This window comes from Actinacidiphila polyblastidii, from assembly GCF_036353415.1.
Taxonomy (GTDB): Bacteria; Actinomycetota; Actinomycetes; order Streptomycetales; family Streptomycetaceae; genus Actinacidiphila; species Actinacidiphila polyblastidii.
Genome location: NZ_JAZEWV010000042.1, coordinates 1 through 14,365, shown reverse-complemented (window position 1 = coordinate 14,365; position 14,365 = coordinate 1). Strand labels below are relative to the sequence as shown.

12 protein-coding genes are annotated in these 14,365 nt (G+C 71.5%); 3 read left to right on the top strand and 9 right to left on the bottom strand.

The features are described from left to right. Window positions 1-106 precede the first annotated feature (106 nt). Window positions 107-1,777, top strand: a complete 1,671-nt coding sequence (locus V2S66_RS30290; RefSeq protein WP_330799946.1) for a sensor histidine kinase — start codon at window positions 107-109, stop codon at window positions 1,775-1,777. A gap of 176 nt (window positions 1,778-1,953) precedes the next feature. Here V2S66_RS30290 and V2S66_RS30285 read toward each other — a convergent pair whose 3' ends face one another. The 6 genes from V2S66_RS30285 to V2S66_RS30260 form a co-directional block, all read right to left on the bottom strand. Next, entirely contained in the window at window positions 1,954-2,220 is a 267-nt protein-coding gene (locus V2S66_RS30285; RefSeq protein ID WP_330799945.1) for a DUF4235 domain-containing protein, read from the bottom strand. A gap of 7 nt (window positions 2,221-2,227) precedes the next feature. Next, window positions 2,228-2,599 carry a DUF3618 domain-containing protein gene (locus V2S66_RS30280; protein ID WP_330799944.1) on the bottom strand — a complete coding sequence of 124 codons (372 nt, stop codon included), beginning with the start codon at window positions 2,597-2,599 and terminating at the stop codon, window positions 2,228-2,230. Continuing rightward, window positions 2,596-2,979: a phage holin family protein gene (locus V2S66_RS30275; RefSeq protein ID WP_330799976.1), complete on the bottom strand. Its 384-nt coding sequence runs from the start codon at window positions 2,977-2,979 to the stop codon at window positions 2,596-2,598. The genes V2S66_RS30280 and V2S66_RS30275 overlap by 4 nt, the downstream gene beginning before the upstream one ends. A gap of 908 nt (window positions 2,980-3,887) precedes the next feature. After that, window positions 3,888-5,009: an enolase C-terminal domain-like protein gene (locus V2S66_RS30270; RefSeq protein ID WP_330799943.1), complete on the bottom strand. Its 1,122-nt coding sequence runs from the start codon at window positions 5,007-5,009 to the stop codon at window positions 3,888-3,890. Between the two features lie 2 nt (window positions 5,010-5,011). Then, window positions 5,012-6,835, bottom strand: a complete 1,824-nt coding sequence (locus tag V2S66_RS30265; RefSeq protein WP_330799942.1) for a thiamine pyrophosphate-requiring protein — start codon at window positions 6,833-6,835, stop codon at window positions 5,012-5,014. 85 nt (window positions 6,836-6,920) lie between these two features. Further along, window positions 6,921-9,998 carry an FAD-binding and (Fe-S)-binding domain-containing protein gene (locus V2S66_RS30260; protein ID WP_330799941.1) on the bottom strand — a complete coding sequence of 1,026 codons (3,078 nt, stop codon included), beginning with the start codon at window positions 9,996-9,998 and terminating at the stop codon, window positions 6,921-6,923. Window positions 9,999-10,263: 265 nt separating this feature from the next. Here V2S66_RS30260 and V2S66_RS30255 point away from each other — a divergent pair, with 265 nt between their 5' ends. Beyond that, window positions 10,264-10,467: an LLM class oxidoreductase gene (locus V2S66_RS30255; RefSeq protein WP_330799940.1), complete on the top strand. Its 204-nt coding sequence runs from the start codon at window positions 10,264-10,266 to the stop codon at window positions 10,465-10,467. A 177-nt stretch (window positions 10,468-10,644) separates the two neighbouring features. On the opposite strand, the gene V2S66_RS30250 is transcribed toward V2S66_RS30255, so the two are convergent. The 3 genes from V2S66_RS30250 to V2S66_RS30240 are packed head-to-tail and all read right to left on the bottom strand — an operon-like array spanning window position 10,645 to window position 13,754. Beyond that, the gene (locus tag V2S66_RS30250; RefSeq protein WP_330799939.1) at window positions 10,645-11,658 is read right to left on the bottom strand and encodes an SDR family oxidoreductase; all 1,014 of its coding nucleotides are present in this window, start codon (window positions 11,656-11,658) and stop codon (window positions 10,645-10,647) included. 54 nt (window positions 11,659-11,712) lie between these two features. Then, entirely contained in the window at window positions 11,713-13,506 is a 1,794-nt protein-coding gene (locus tag V2S66_RS30245) for a glycoside hydrolase family 15 protein (protein ID WP_330799938.1), read from the bottom strand. Window positions 13,507-13,538: 32 nt separating this feature from the next. Next, window positions 13,539-13,754 (bottom strand): hypothetical protein, encoded by a 216-nt coding sequence (locus V2S66_RS30240; protein WP_330799937.1) that lies wholly within the window; start codon window positions 13,752-13,754, stop codon window positions 13,539-13,541. A gap of 242 nt (window positions 13,755-13,996) precedes the next feature. Between V2S66_RS30240 and V2S66_RS30235 the strand changes: the two genes are divergently transcribed. Further along, window positions 13,997-14,365: Rieske 2Fe-2S domain-containing protein (locus V2S66_RS30235; protein WP_330799936.1), on the top strand; the 369-nt coding region annotated here is incomplete at its 3' end.

Below are 14,365 nucleotides of genomic sequence, written 5' to 3'. Positions count from 1 at the left end.
GGTTGTCGCACGGGGTAGACTGCCGCCACCGTGCAACGGGTGCGGTCCGTTCACACGGGTGTGCCGAGTGCGGGAGCCGAGGGCTTCCGACGGCTTGGAGGCAGTCATGTCCACTCAGCCGCAGGTGCCTGCTCCGGTGTCCTCCGAGGAGGACCGCGCGCCGGACAGCGGCACTCGTCCGGCTCGCCCGCCTGCGGACACGCGCACCGTCGCGGGACGGTGGACCACCTCGCGCTGGTTGACGGTCGGCGTATCCGGTGCGCTGGTGGCCCTGCTCACGCTCGCTGTCCTGGTCGCAGGCTTCTTCCGGCACTCCGGCGCGGTCACCGACCAGTTGGTCGACCACAGCAGCCCCGCCCTGATCGAAGCCGTCCGGCTGGAGTCAGCGCTCGTCGACCAGGAGACCGGCACCCGCGGATACGCCCTGTCGGGACAGCGGCAGTTCCTCGAGCCGTACACGCAAGGACTGGCCCAGCAGAAGAGCGCCGCAGACCAACTGCGCGCCCTCACCTCCCACGACCGCACTGCGTCGGCAGATCTGGAACTGATCCTCGCGCGGGCCGATCGCTGGCGGACCGACGTGGCCGGGCCCATCGCGGCAGCGCCGGCGGGGCAGCCACTACCCGCCTCCGTGGCCCAGCCGGACCGCGGCAAGGCGGAGTTCGATTCCCTGCGCACGGCGCTGCGGGCGCAACAGCAGCACCTGGGAGACAGCCGCACCCGCGCCCGCGCGGACCTCGCGCACACCCGCCGCATGCGCAACTGGATCTTCTCCGCGATCGGTCTGGCCGTCTTGGCGCTCGCGGTCCTCGCCTTCATCGCGCTGCGCCGCGGTGTCAACGCGCCGCTGGACCGGCTGGCGCGGCAGGCGCGCGCGGTGGCCGACGGCGACTTCGACCACCCCATCGACAGTGGCGGCCCGGCCGACATGCGCGCGCTCGCCCGCGACGTGGAGGCCATGCGCCGCCGACTGTCGGCAGAACTGGCCACCAGCAGAGCCGCCAGGCAGACCCTGGACGCCCACGCCGCGGATCTGGCCCGCTCGAACGCCGAACTGGAGCAGTTCGCCTACGTCGCCTCCCACGACCTCCAAGAGCCCCTGCGTAAGGTCGCCAGCTTCTGCCAGCTCCTCCAGCGCCGCTACGCCAACCAGCTCGACGAACGAGCCAACCAATACATCGAGTTCGCGGTCGACGGTTCCGTCCGCATGCAGACGCTCATCAGCGACCTGCTCAGCTTCTCCCGCGTCGGCCGTTTTCACCGAGAGTACGTCCAGGTCGACCTGAACGAGGTCTGGCGGGCCACCGAGTCCGCACTGAGCATGAGCATCACCGAAAGTGACGCCGTCCTCGTCCACGACGAGCTGCCCACCGTGGCCGGCGACAGGACCCAACTCGGCATGCTTCTGCAGAACCTGATCGGCAACGCCATCAAGTTCCGCTCCGCTCAGCTCCCTCCGCGCATCGAACTGGCCTGCCGACTCGACGGCGACCTGTGGCGCTTCTCCATCACCGACAACGGCATCGGGATCGAGCCCGAGTTCGCCGAACGCGTCTTCGTGATCTTCCAGCGCCTGCACGCCCGCGACGCCTACCCCGGCAACGGCATCGGCCTGGCCATGTGCAAGAAGGTCGTCGAATTCCACGGCGGCACGATCGCCGTCGACCGCGGCCACACCGGCGGCACACGCATCCTCTTCACCCTCCCCGCCACCGAACCCAGCCTCCCCCACCCTCCGACCGTCCCCGACGCCGAACCCGAGGCCCCCACCGAATGACCCCGGAAGCGATCACCGCGCGGCCCCGCCAGCGACCGCCGTGTCGGGCCAGGCTGGAAAGCCTGGGTACAAGCCCTGGGAAGCGGCGCTTTTCCCAGGGCGTGCCGTGTGTCGGCTGCTGCGGGCACCGCCCCCACCGCAGGGGACAGTGGCAGAGCCCGCGAGCAGTACAGGAGTCAGCCGGGCCAAGTCCCGGTGAAGCGGCGGGTGGCGGCGGCGCCGGCGCGGTCGACGGTGGCCTTGACGACCGCGAAGATCGCGCCCTGCAGAGACGCGGCGAGCAGGATCTCGCCCCAGGAACGGTCCTCGTCGGTCGCGTCGGGCGCGTCGTCGTCGTGACTGATCGCCTTCCACGCCTGCTTGAAAGCCGCACCCGCGAGCATGCCGCTCACGGCGCCCAGCACGAGACCGACGGGCTTGTACGCGATCTTCGGCGTCTTCACCCGGCCGTCACCCCTTCCTGCTGCGCCAGACCAGCAGCGCCACGGTGATCGCACCGAGGGCCGCCAGCAGCGCCGTGCGGTGGTCGCGCGCCACCTGGGTCCCTTCGGCCGCCTTCTGCCGGACGTGCTCGGGGGCCTTCTCCTCCCACACCTCCCCGGCGTGCGCGGCGGTAGTCTTCGCCTTCGCCTTCAACTCCGACGCCTTGACGGCGACCTGTTCCTTCACCTGAGCGGTCTTCTCCTTGGCCTGCGCTGTGACGTCGGTCTTCGCGGACAACGCCGCCACGGTCTCGCCGAGTTCGGCGCGCGTCTGCTCGACGTGCTCGCGCAGGTCCTCGGGTGTAGGGGTGGTCTGCGGGTCCTTCGACGGCTCGCTCATCGGTGGGCACTCTCCTTGATCTCGGCCACGTCGGCCTTGAGGTTCTCGATCGCCTGCTCGGGGGCAGGCGGCGCCGCCTGGGCGATCTCCTTCTTGCCGGCCAGCGCCATGGCTCCAGCGACGGCACCGAGCAGCGCGGTCACGATCAGCGCCGCGGCCCACACCGGCAGCGGCACCGCGAGGGCGGCGATCGCGGCGACAACCAGCGCTTCCAGCGTCAGGAACCCGACCAGTCCGGCTCCGCCGAACAGCCCGCCGCCCTTGCCGTAGCGCTTCCCCTTCTCCGTCATCTCCGCCTGGGCCAGTCGGAGTTCGCCTCGCACCAGCTCCGTCAGCTGTTGCGAGGCGCGCTGTACCAGCTCACCCACCGGCTCCGACATCGACGCGTGCGCCGGCCCTCCGGCGCCCGTGTGCACCTGCGCACCCGACACGGCAGTCGCCTCCCATCCATGCTCCGATTCGTGAGCGGAACACCCCGGGGGCGCCCCGCCGTTCTCATTTGTCACGGACCGCGTACCCCGTCAACGGCGATTCAGGACCACCCCTGGGCAGCTGTCTCAGCGTTACCGGTCAACTGGAATCCCCCATCGGCCGCTATCGACTGACTACGGTGAGAGCGTCGCCAAATGAGGGGAAAATGCGGCCGGTGTTCGATGGCGTGGGCCCGGGCGCGGGGTTTCTGCGCTCACTGAACGTTTTCTGATGCCCTGTTAGCTATCAGTGCATGCTGCCGTCGTCGCTGTGGCTTGATCGCCCGATCAGCGGCTGCTTCGACCGCCCGGGTCCGCGCCGGAAGGGGCCCCTCCGTCGCGTCGGCGTTGGGGCCGACAGGGAATGCAGCAGCAGCTTCCGGGCGTCGTTCACCTCCGCCTCAGTGAATGTGAAGGATTGCCAGCCTGCTTCGTGGTGGCACTTCGAGCGCCCATGCCCGGTCTGGGTTCATCCGGTGGAGCAGTCGCGGGCTCCGGTCGAGCGGCGGCGACTTCGTTGGCAACGGAGCGCCCGTCGACCAGTTCCATCACCAGGTGGGCACAGGTGTCCGGACCGTCCTGAGACTCACCGAAGTCGTAGACGCCGACGATGTGCGGATGACCCCTCAACCCCGCGGCGATCCGCGCCCCCCGCTCGAACCGACCGCACGGCGTACTGGGGCAACGGCAACGGCGTGAACTCTCGGATCACGCGCACAACATCCTCGTGCTCCGGCCACACCGGGAAGGCGCGAGCCGGGCCCGCGCTTCCGGCGGGCCCCGACATCACTCAAGCAAGTTCCATGGCGTGACGGCCCTTAGCTCTCCCGGTACTTCTCCGCGGTGGCCTCGCTCAGCGTCATGCCGTGCCCGGGGACGCCGTCGGCGCCGGGGCGTACCGCGCCGCCTGAAGGGTCGAGGGCCCCGGTGAACAGGGTGTTCTCGATGGCGACGTGGTCGTGGAACCACTCCAGGTGCCGCAGGTTCGGCACGGCGCCAGCGGCGTGTGCGTGCAGGTGCGGGGCGCAGTGCCCGGAGATCTGCAGGCCGCGGGCCTCGGCGAGGGCGGCAGCGCGCAGCCACACCGTGATGCCGCCGCAGCGGGTGACGTCGGCCTGCAGACAGTCGACGGCCTCGGCGGCCAGCATGTGGTGGAAGTAGCCGAGGGTGTAGCCGTACTCCCCCGCGGTGACGTCGGCGCGTACGCCCTGCCGCACCTGGGCGAGCCCGGCGAGATCGTCGGAGGAGACGGGCTCTTCCAGCCAGGTGACGTCCTCCGCGTCGAGGTGCGCGGCGAGCCGGATCGCCTGCTTGGCGCCGTAGGCGCCGTTGGCGTCGACGAACAGCCGCGCGGTGTCGCCGATGGAGCGGCGGGCGCGGGTGATCCTCGCACGGTCCCTGGGCTCGTCGCTGCCCCAGGACTCGCCGATTTTGATTTTGACCCGGGGGATGCCGAGGTCCTCGGTCCAGCCGCGCAGCTGGCGATCCTGCTGCTGGTCGTCGTACGTGGTGAAGCCCCCGCTGCCGTACACCGGCACCTCGTCGCGGGCGCCCCCGAGCAGCCGGACCAGCGGCAGCCCGAGCAGCCGCGCCTTGAGGTCCCACAGGGCGATGTCCACCGCCGAGACGGCGTGGCCGGCGACGCCGGGCCGTGCGGCGTTGCGCACGGCCCTGGTCATCGCCTCGTTCGCCGCGGCCACGTCCCAGACCGAGCGCCCGGTGACGACCGGGGCCAGGTGCTTCCTGACCGCTGTGGCGGCGGCCGGGGAGCCGTAGGTCCAGCCGAGCCCGGTGCGCCCGGCGGCCTCGACGTGAACGGTCACCACGGTGGTGGCGTTCCAGGCCAGGGTGCCGTCGGCCTCCGGCGTTCCGGTGGGCACGGTGTACACGGCGGTTCTGACCGAGGTGACCAACGGATCGCCGCCGGGCACGGCGGGCACGTTCACTCCTGGCCACCGGCTCCGGGGCGGTCCTCGCGGTGCCGGCGGCCCGGGAGCATCTCCTGGAGCTTGGCCTTAACGCCCTGCCGGACCATGCCGGCGCGGTCGGTGTCGCCGTGCAGGATCGCGGAGGCGGCCGCCTCGATCTGGTCCCAGGAGGCGTGCGGCGGGATGGGCGGCACGGCGGGGTCGGTGCGGAAGTCGATGACGAATGGCCGGTCTGCTGCGAGCGCCTGCCGCCAGGCGTCCTGCACGCCCTCGGGCTTCTCCACCCGCAGTCCGTCGAGCCCGATGGAGCGGGCGAAGTCCGCGTAGGCGACGTCGGGTAGGGACTGCGACGGCAGGAATTGTGGGGCGCCCTCCATAGCGCGCATCTCCCAGGTGACCTGGTTGAGGTCCTGGTTGTTGAGCACCGCCACGACCAACCGGGGGTCCTGCCAGCCCTGCCAGTACTTGGCGGCGGTGATCAGCTCCGCCATGCCGTTCATCTGCATGGCGCCGTCGCCGACCAGGGCGATCGCGGGCCGGTCCGGGTGGGCGAACTTCGCCCCGATGACGTACGGCACGCCCGGGCCCATGGTGGCCAGCGTTCCGGACAGCGAACCGCGCATCTCGCCGCGCATACGCAGGTGGCGGGCGTACCAGTTGGCCGAGGAGCCGGAGTCCGCGGCCAGCATGACGTCGGGCGGCAGCAGGTCGTCGAGGGCGTGGACGACGTACTCAGGGTTGACGGGGTCGGCGTCGACCGCGGCGCGGCGCTGCATCACGTCCCACCAGCGGGCCGTGTTCTTCTCCACGGTCTTGCGCCAGTCGCCGTGCGTCTTTGCCTTCAGCAGCGGCAGCAGCGCTTGGAGGGTGGCCTGGGAGTCACCGACGAGGTTGACCTCGAAGGGGTAGCGCAGCCCGATCATGAAGGGGTCGACGTCGATCTGCACGGCCCGCGCCTGGTCGAACTCCGGCAGGAACTGCGTGTACGGAAAGCTGGAGCCGATCACCAGCAGGGTGTCGCAGTCCTGCATCAGCTCGTAGGAGGGGCGGGTGCCGAGCAGGCCGATGGAGCCGGTGACGTAGGGCAGTTCGTCGGGCAGCACGTCCTTGCCGAGCAGTGCCTTGGCCACGCCCGCGCCCAGCAGGTGCGCGAGTTGCTCGACCTCGGCCCGGGCGCCGCGCGCGCCCTGGCCGACGAGGACGGCGACCTTCTCGCCCGCGTTGAGGACCTCGGCGGCTCGCTGCAGCTCCGAGGTTGCGGGCACGGGCGCGGACCTGGCCATGCCGAGGCTGGACGGGACCATCTTGAAGGCGTGACCGGGCGGGGTGTAGTCCAGCTCCTGGACGTCCGCCGGGATGATCACAGCGGTGACGGTACGCCGGGCGTAGGCGGTGCGCATGGCCCGGTCGATGACGTTCGGGAGCTGCTCGGGGACGGTGACCATCTCGCAGAACTCGGAGGCGACGTCCTTGTAGAGGCTGAGCAGGTCGACCTCCTGCTGGTAACTGCCGCCCATGGCGCTGCGGTTGGTCTGGCCAACGATCGCGACCACCGGCACATGGTCGAGTTTGGCGTCGTAGAGGCCGTTGAGCAGGTGGATGGCGCCGGGGCCCGAGGTGGCCGCGCACACGCCCACCTTGCCGGAGAATTTGGCGTAGCCCACCGCCTCGAAGGCGGCCATCTCTTCGTGCCTGGCCTGGATGAACTCGGGCTTGTTCTCCGCTCGCCCCCACGCGGCGAGTAGGCCGTTGATGCCGTCGCCTGCGTAGGCGAAGACGTGCTCCACGTCCCACTCGCGCAGTCGCTGCAGCACGTAGTCGGAAACCTTGATCGACACGGGCTCTTCCTCTCTCCTGGTCGTCAGCCGTCGGCCGGCCCGGTGCCGGTGGCAGCTCTTTCACGTCCCTCGGGGTACGGCGGGGTCAGGGTCGCCGTCGGCGCAGCGCTGCCCATGCCGCCGCGCCGACCGCCGTGGCCACGCCAGTCACTACGGCGCCGGTGACGAGCCGGGCGGCGGCGGCGGTCAGAGCGGCGGGGCGCTGCACGGCCTTCTCGGGGTGATCGGCCGGGGTGGGCCCGTCCAGGCCGAGGGCGAGGAGCTCCGCGAGGTGCACAGCACGCCGTCCGGTGTCGCCCTGCTCGATCTGAGTGCGGCAGCTGAAGCCGTCGGCGATCACCGCGGCGCTCGGCGCGGCCGCGCGGACCGCGGGCAGGACGCCCTGCTCGCCGATGGCCATGGACAATTCGTGGTGGCCTCGCTCGAAGCCGAAGTTCCCGGCCAGTCCGCAGCAGCCCTCGTCCAGGACGTGGGCGTCGAGGCCGGCCCGCCTCATCAGCTCGCGGTCGGCGTCGAAATGAGTGACGGCGTGCTGGTGGCAGTGCGTCTGCACGGTGGCAGCCCGGGTGAGCGCGGGCGGCTGCCAGCCCTCGGGCGCCCGGTGCAGGAGCAGCTCGGAGAAGGTGAGGAACTGCTCGGAGAGCCGTTTAACGTCCTGGTCATCTGGCATCAGCTCGGGGGCGTCAGCACGGAAGACCGCGGTGCACGACGGCTCCAGGCCGACGACGGGTGTGCCCGCGGCGATCCACGGCCGCAGCGCGGCGACGCTCTGGTTCAGCACCCGCCGGGCGACGCCCAGTTGGCCGGTCGAGATCCAGGTCAGTCCGCAGCACACCGCCTGTTCGGGCACTGCCACCCGGAACCCGGCGTCCTCCATGACCCGGACCGCGGACCTGGCCACCGATGGATGGAAGTAGGTGCTGAAGGTGTCCGGCCACAGCACCACGGCCCGCGGGTCGCCGGGCTCCGGCTCGGGGACGCGGCGATCGCGCCACCAGCTCAGGAACGACTGCTCGGCGAACAGCGGCGCGTCACGGTCGGCGACGCCGGCCAGCCGCTTTCCGACCCGCGCGATGCCGGGCGCTCGCAGCAGCGCGTTGACGACCGCGGGGGCCAGTTGCGCCGCGCGCGCCCACAGCGGCAGCCAGCCCAGCGCGTAGTGGGCGGCCGGACGCAGCCGGCCCTCGTAGTGGTGGGACAGGAACTCCGCCTTGTACGTGGCCATGTCGACCCCGACCGGGCAGTCGGACTTGCAGCCCTTGCAGGCCAGGCACAGGTCGAGAGCGTCGCGGACCTCAGTGGATCGCCAGCCGTCGGTGATCGGCGAGTCCTGGTGGCCGCCGATCATCTCGAACAGCAGCCGCGCCCGGCCGCGCGTCGAGTGCTCCTCCTCGCCGGTCGCCCGGTACGACGGGCACATCACGCCGCCTTCGTGGCCGCGGCAGTTGCCGATGCCCACGCAGCGCATGACCGCCTGGTTGAACGAGTGGTCGTCGTCGGGGTAGCCGAAGCGCGCGTCGGAGTCATCCCGCGGCCGCCAGAGCGGGCCCAGCCGCAGCTGGCCGTCCACCGGGTTCGGGTCGACCACCTTGCCGGGGTTCATCCGGTTGTCCGGGTCGAACAGCGCCTTCAGCTCGCCGAACGCGGTCACCAGGCGCTGCCCGAACATCTTCGGCAGCAGTTCGGCGCGGGCCTGCCCGTCGCCGTGCTCCCCGGAGAGCGAACCGCCGTAGGACACCACGAGGTCGGCGGCCTTGTGCACGAACTTTCGGAAGTGCGCGACGCCTTCCGCGGTGCGCAGCCCGAAAGGGATGCGGGTGTGCACGCAGCCCTGCCCGAAGTGCCCGTAGAGGGAGGGGTGGTCGTAGTGGAACTCGGAGAACAGCTTCTTCAGGTCGCGCAGGTAGTCGCCGAGGCGCTCCGGCGGCACCGCGGAGTCCTCCCAGCCCTCCCAGGTCTCCCGGCCGTCCGGCGGGCGGGCGGTGACGCCGAGCCCGGCCTCGCGAGCCTTGAGCATGCGCTGCTCACGCTCGGTGTCCTCGGACAGCGCGACGGTGGGGTCGTCAGTGGAGCGGCCGAGGGCGTCCAGCAGTTCGTGTGCCTGGCGGTCCACGTCGTCCTTGCTGTCGCCGGCTAACTGGACCAGCAGCCAGCTGCCGCCCTGCGGGAACGCCTCCAGCGACTCCAGGTGGCTGTGCTCCTGTCGCATGAGCTGGGCCATGCGGTCGTCGAGGGCCTCCAGCTGGCTGGGCCGGCAGTGCGCCAGGATCGCCGGGACGTCGTCGGCGGCCTCGCAGATGTCGGGGTAGCCGAGCACCAGGATGGCGTCGGTGGCCGGCACCGGCACCAGGTCGAGCTCGGCGTGCAGCACCGTCACGAGGGTGCCTTCGCTGCCGACGAGCGCGCGGGCGACGTTGAAGCCCTTCTCCGGCAGTAGGTCGTCGAGGTTGTATCCGGAGACCCGGCGGGGGATCTGCGGGTAGCCGCGGCGGATGTCGGCGAGGTAGCGGTCGCCGATGCCGCGCAGGCCGCGGTAGATCTCCGCCCGGCGGCCGTCGCCCGCGGCGATGGCGTCGAACTCCTCGGTGGAGGTCGGGCCGGTCCAGCAGCGCACGCCGTCGTACGTGAGGATCTCCAGGCGGCGGACGTTGTCTACGGTCTTGCCGTACGCCTGCGCTGAGGCGCCGCAGGAGTTGTTGCCGATCATCCCTCCGATGGTGCAGTGCGTGTGCGTCGACGGTTTTGGCCCAAACTTCAGTTCGTGCACGGCCAGTTGGCGGTTCAGCTCGTCCAGCACGATGCCGGGCTCGACCACGCAGGTGCGGGCCTCGGGATCGACGGAGACCAGCCGGGAGCAGTACTTCGTCCAGTCGATGACGACAGCGGTGTTGGTGCACTGGCCGCCCAGGCTGGTGCCGCCGCCGCGGGACAGCACCGGGGCGCCGAAGCGCGCGCACACCGCGACTGCCGCTGCGCCGGCCTCGACGGTGCGAGGTACGACCACGCCGATCGGGACCTGGCGGTAGTTCGAGCCGTCTGTGGCGTACGTGCCGCGGCTACCCGCGTCGAACCGCACCTCGCCGTCCACCTCGTCCCGCAGCGCGGCCTCCAGCGCAGCGGCGTCCAGCTCTTTGATGGAGGCGGACTCTTGAACAGTGCTCATTCCTGCCCTTCCGGTGAGCCGGGCCACGTCCCCGTCTGCATGATCGGGTGCCCGGTCGGGAACCGCGCATGCGCGGCGACCGGCTGTCCGGGTGAGGAAGCACCCCATCCGGCCGTACCCTCCGCATCCGGGTGCCCCGGTGCATGCCGGCAACCGCTGCGCGAACTGGGTGGTTCACACGACCGGAGACCCAGATGACGACGTACGGCTACAAGCCGGTGATCGGTGGGCTCAACGTCTGCTGAAAACGGACCGGGAACGGGCCGTGGACACCGTGCACCAGCTGTGGCCGAACGAGCAACTGCTCGGCGAACTCGCCCAGATCCTTCCCACGCCTCAACACTTCGAGCAGGCGAGCATGCTCGTCGGGCGAGGCCGGACGGCCGGCAGCGGGACATTCGGTGATGATCCGCAACAGCACCTGACGGCCGTCCGTGCCTGCGCCGAGGCGGGCTTCGACGAGGTCTAAGTCGACCAGATCGGCCCGGACCAGGGGCAGTTCTTCGACTTCTACCGCACCGAGGGTGCTGCCCGAACTCGCCGAGGCCGGCTGATCGCGGCACCGCGGGCGGTGGCGGATGCCGCATGGGCAGGGCGGCGCAGGCAGGCGCTCCCTACGTTCCTGCCTTCGCCCGCGCCGCGCCCCTCAGGAGCGGCGGAGCCTGCTGATGCCGGCCGCAGCCGCGACACCGGCGGCCGCCGTCGCGCCGAGCAGCAGCGCCGGATGCCGGGCCGCCCGTGCCTGGGGCGAGCGGGTGTGGGACCGGTCGTCGAAGGCTCCGTGGGCGCCGAAGTCCCGGGCGTGCTCACCCTGCCCGTCCAGCGGCTCCCATAGGTTGTCCGGCTGTTCGGGGTCGCTGCGCTCTCCGGTCTGCTGCGCAGCGTACCCGGTGCGCGCGAGGTACCGGTCGAGAAGGCCCGCGGCCACCTTGTTGCCGAGGATCGTCGCCACAGTGGAGGCGCCGACGTAGAACTGCTTGCGGGCCGGGTGCTCGGCGGCGTACAGGACCGCGCGGGCGGCGACTTCGGGCTGGTAGATCGGCGGGACCGGCTGCGGGCGGCGCGGCAGCCTGGACAGCACCCAGGAGAACTGCGGGGTGTTGACCGCGGGCATCTGCACCACGGTGATCCGCACCGCGCTCTTCAGGTGCATCAGTTCGGTGCGCACGGACGACGTGAAGCCGTTGATCGCGTGCTTGGCACCGCAGTAGGCCGACTGCAGCGGGATGGAGCGCTCGCCGAGCGCGGAGCCCACTTGCACGATCGTGCCCCGGTCGCGGGGTGTCATCCGCGACAGCGCTTCGCGGGTGCCGTTGACGTAGCCCAGGTAGCTGACCTCGGTGACCCGGGTGAACTCCTCGGGAGTGATCTCAGTGAAGGGCGCGAACACGGAGGTGAACGCGGTGTTCACCCACACGTCGATGGGCCCGAATGCCTCCTCGACCCGGTCGGCGGCCGCGTGCAGGGCCTCGTGGTCGGCGACGTCCGCCGGCACCACAAGGGCCTGCCCGCCCAGCTCGTGCACGTCGCCGGCGGCTGCATCGAGGCCGGTGCGGCCGCGGGCCAGCAGCCCGATCCGGTCGCCGCGCCGGGCGAACTCGCGGGCTGCGGCGCGCCCGATGCCGCCGCTGGCCCCAGTGATGAGGACGGTCTGGGACATGGTCAGCCTTTCCTGTGGTCCTGTGGTCTGCGAATTCTGGGGTTCCTGGGCCGTTCAGCGGGCGGCCCAGGGCTTCGCCAGCCTGGCGGCGGACTCGAGCATCAGGGCGTGCACGAACGCCTGGGGGAGATTGCCGCGCATCTCCCGCTGGACGACGTCGTACTCCTCGGCGAACAGACCCGGCGGGCCGCAGGCTGCCCGGTTGCGCTCGAACCAGCGCAGCGCCTCACCGGTGCGGCCTTGCTGGTGCTCGGCGAGCGCCATCATGAAACCGCACAGCACGAATGCGCCCTCGGCCTGCGTCAGTGGCCGCTCGTCGTGCCGGAACCGGTAGGCGTAGTGGTCCTCGGTCAGCTCGTCGAGGAACGCGTTCAGCGTGCGTACGGTGCGCGGGTCGTCGGCGGGCACGGCTCCGCGCACGGCGGGCATCAGCAGCGCGGCGTCCAGCGCTTCGTCGTCGTCGGCGCGCTGCCAGCGGCCCGAGCGGTGAAGGCCGCTGCCCTCGACGTCCGCGAGCAAGGCGTCGGCGAGGTGCCGCCACTCCGCCGCCTCCCGCCGGGACCGAGCCGAGGTTTTGCCGTGCTGCGCGTCGGCGGCGGCCCGTAGGCCCGCGGCGCAGATCAGCCGGCTGTGGGTCCAGCGACGGGGGGCGAGTTCCCAGATCCCGGCATCCGGCTCATGTCGGCGGCGGGTGATCGCATCAGCCGCGGTCCGCATCGCACGCACGCCGTCCGCGTCGAGCCGGTCGTGGTCGGCGGCGGCCGTGAGCAGCAGCAGGCATTCGCCGAACGCGTCGAGCTGGAACTGCGAGCCGACCTCGTTGCCCACCAGGTCGAAGCCGCCCGGGTAGCCTCCGAGGTCCAGCTGCCGCTGTTCGGGGACGGGTCCTCCGGCGGCGGTGTAGGCCGGCGCGAGCCGCGGACCATCTTCGGCCAGCCGGGCGGTGACGAACCGCACGGCGTCGTCCAGGAGGGGAAGGTCGCCGGCCGCGGCCATCGCCTGGCCCGCGTAGCACTGGTCGCGGATCCACACGTACCGGTAGTCGTAGTTGCGACCCGCCTCGGCGCGTTCCGGCAGGCTGGTGGTGGCCGCGGCGACCATGCCGCCGCAGGACGAAGTCAGGCCGCGCATGACGGCGTACGACCGGCGGGCGTCGGCCTCGGCGATGGTGCCGGGCAGCGCCGGCACCTCCCGGCGCCAGGCGGCCTCCGTCTCCCGCCAGGCGCGAGGCGCGTCGACCGGGACCCGGCCGAGCGGGCGCTGCGACATCTCCAGCACCAGCTCGTGGGTCTCGCCCGGCTTCAGCGTGAGGTCCATGGTCAGGGCACCGTCGTCGAGTCGGGCCCGAGGCGCCCCCGACCAGCGCATGCGCAGGCTGCCGGAGGCCAGGTGCCAGACGCCGTCCTCGTCTTGGCGGACGGCGTCCATGGGCTGCGACCCGAAGCCGGCGCGCGGTTCGAGGACTACGCGCAGTCGCGCCGGCCGGTCCTGCGCGGTGATCTGCCGGAGCAGCACCGCCGTGTGCGGGTCGCCGGGGAAGGCCAGCGCCTCGCGGCACTCCACGACGGCGTCCTCGGTGATCCACCGGCTGCGCCAGATCAACGACCTGGACTCGTAGTAGCCGCCCCACACGTACCGGCCCACCGGGGTGACCGCGTACACGCCGGCGCCTCCGATGAGCTCCGCGAACACCGCGTCGGAGTTCCATGCCGGGGCGCACATCCACACGTACTCGCCGTGCGGGCCGACCAGCGCGCCGCGCTCGCCGTCGGCGATCAGCGCGTAGTCGCGCAGGGCCTGCGACGGATAGCGCTGCCCTGTCTTACCCTGCTGCGGATCATCCGCCATACGTCCCGTCCTCGGTTCCACGCCGCCCGCCTTCAGCCCTCGCCCTGCCGGTCCGTGCCGGACCTGGGCGCTGGCCTGTAGCCGCCGGGCCGCGACCGCTCCTCGGCCGCGTCCGCGCGCTGCCGGCGCAGCTGCGCCACGAGCAGTCGGATGACCTGGGCTCGCCGCTGGCCGGCGGTCTCGTAGCGCACCAAAGCCTCCAGTTCCCGACTGGTGAGCGAGCTGGCGCGGTCCTCGATGCTTCGCACCGTCGCGTGGTCGTAGCCTTCGATGGAAGAGCTCTCGCTCTCGGCGCATGCTCGGTTCTTCGGTCGTCTCGCACTGCTGTCACCCCCGCGGGTCCACCGAACCGGTTGCCCCTGCCGCCGGGACCCAAACGCGAGTGCGAGCGCGGGCGCGCCGTCGCCCGGGTGCTCCGCCGGGAGCGACAGCGCGTCCGTGGACCCGGCGCGCCACTACCAGCCTCGACGAACCTTGAGGAGACATGCGCGTGACCGACGGACTCGTTTCCCCCGCAGATGTCGGGAACGGCCTCGACGACCTGCGCACGGTGGGCCCGGACTTCTGGTATCCAGTGGCGGCGTCGGGCAGCGTGCGCAGGAACACGGCGGTGGCCGCCTCGTTCGCCGGAGAGCGCATCGCCCTGTACCGCACCGCGTCGGGGCGGATCTGCGCGCTGGAAGACCGCTGCGCGCACCTCCTCGACATGAACCACCAGTTCCTGCACCGCGGCGTCCTCGGGCGCATCCAGCCGGAACTGCTGGGCCACCGCACCGGGCCGAGCTTCGTCGAGGCGAGCTACCGCTTCACCTCCGGCGGCGGCAGGAAGGACAGGGGAGCGGGCCTGCTGTCGCGCGAA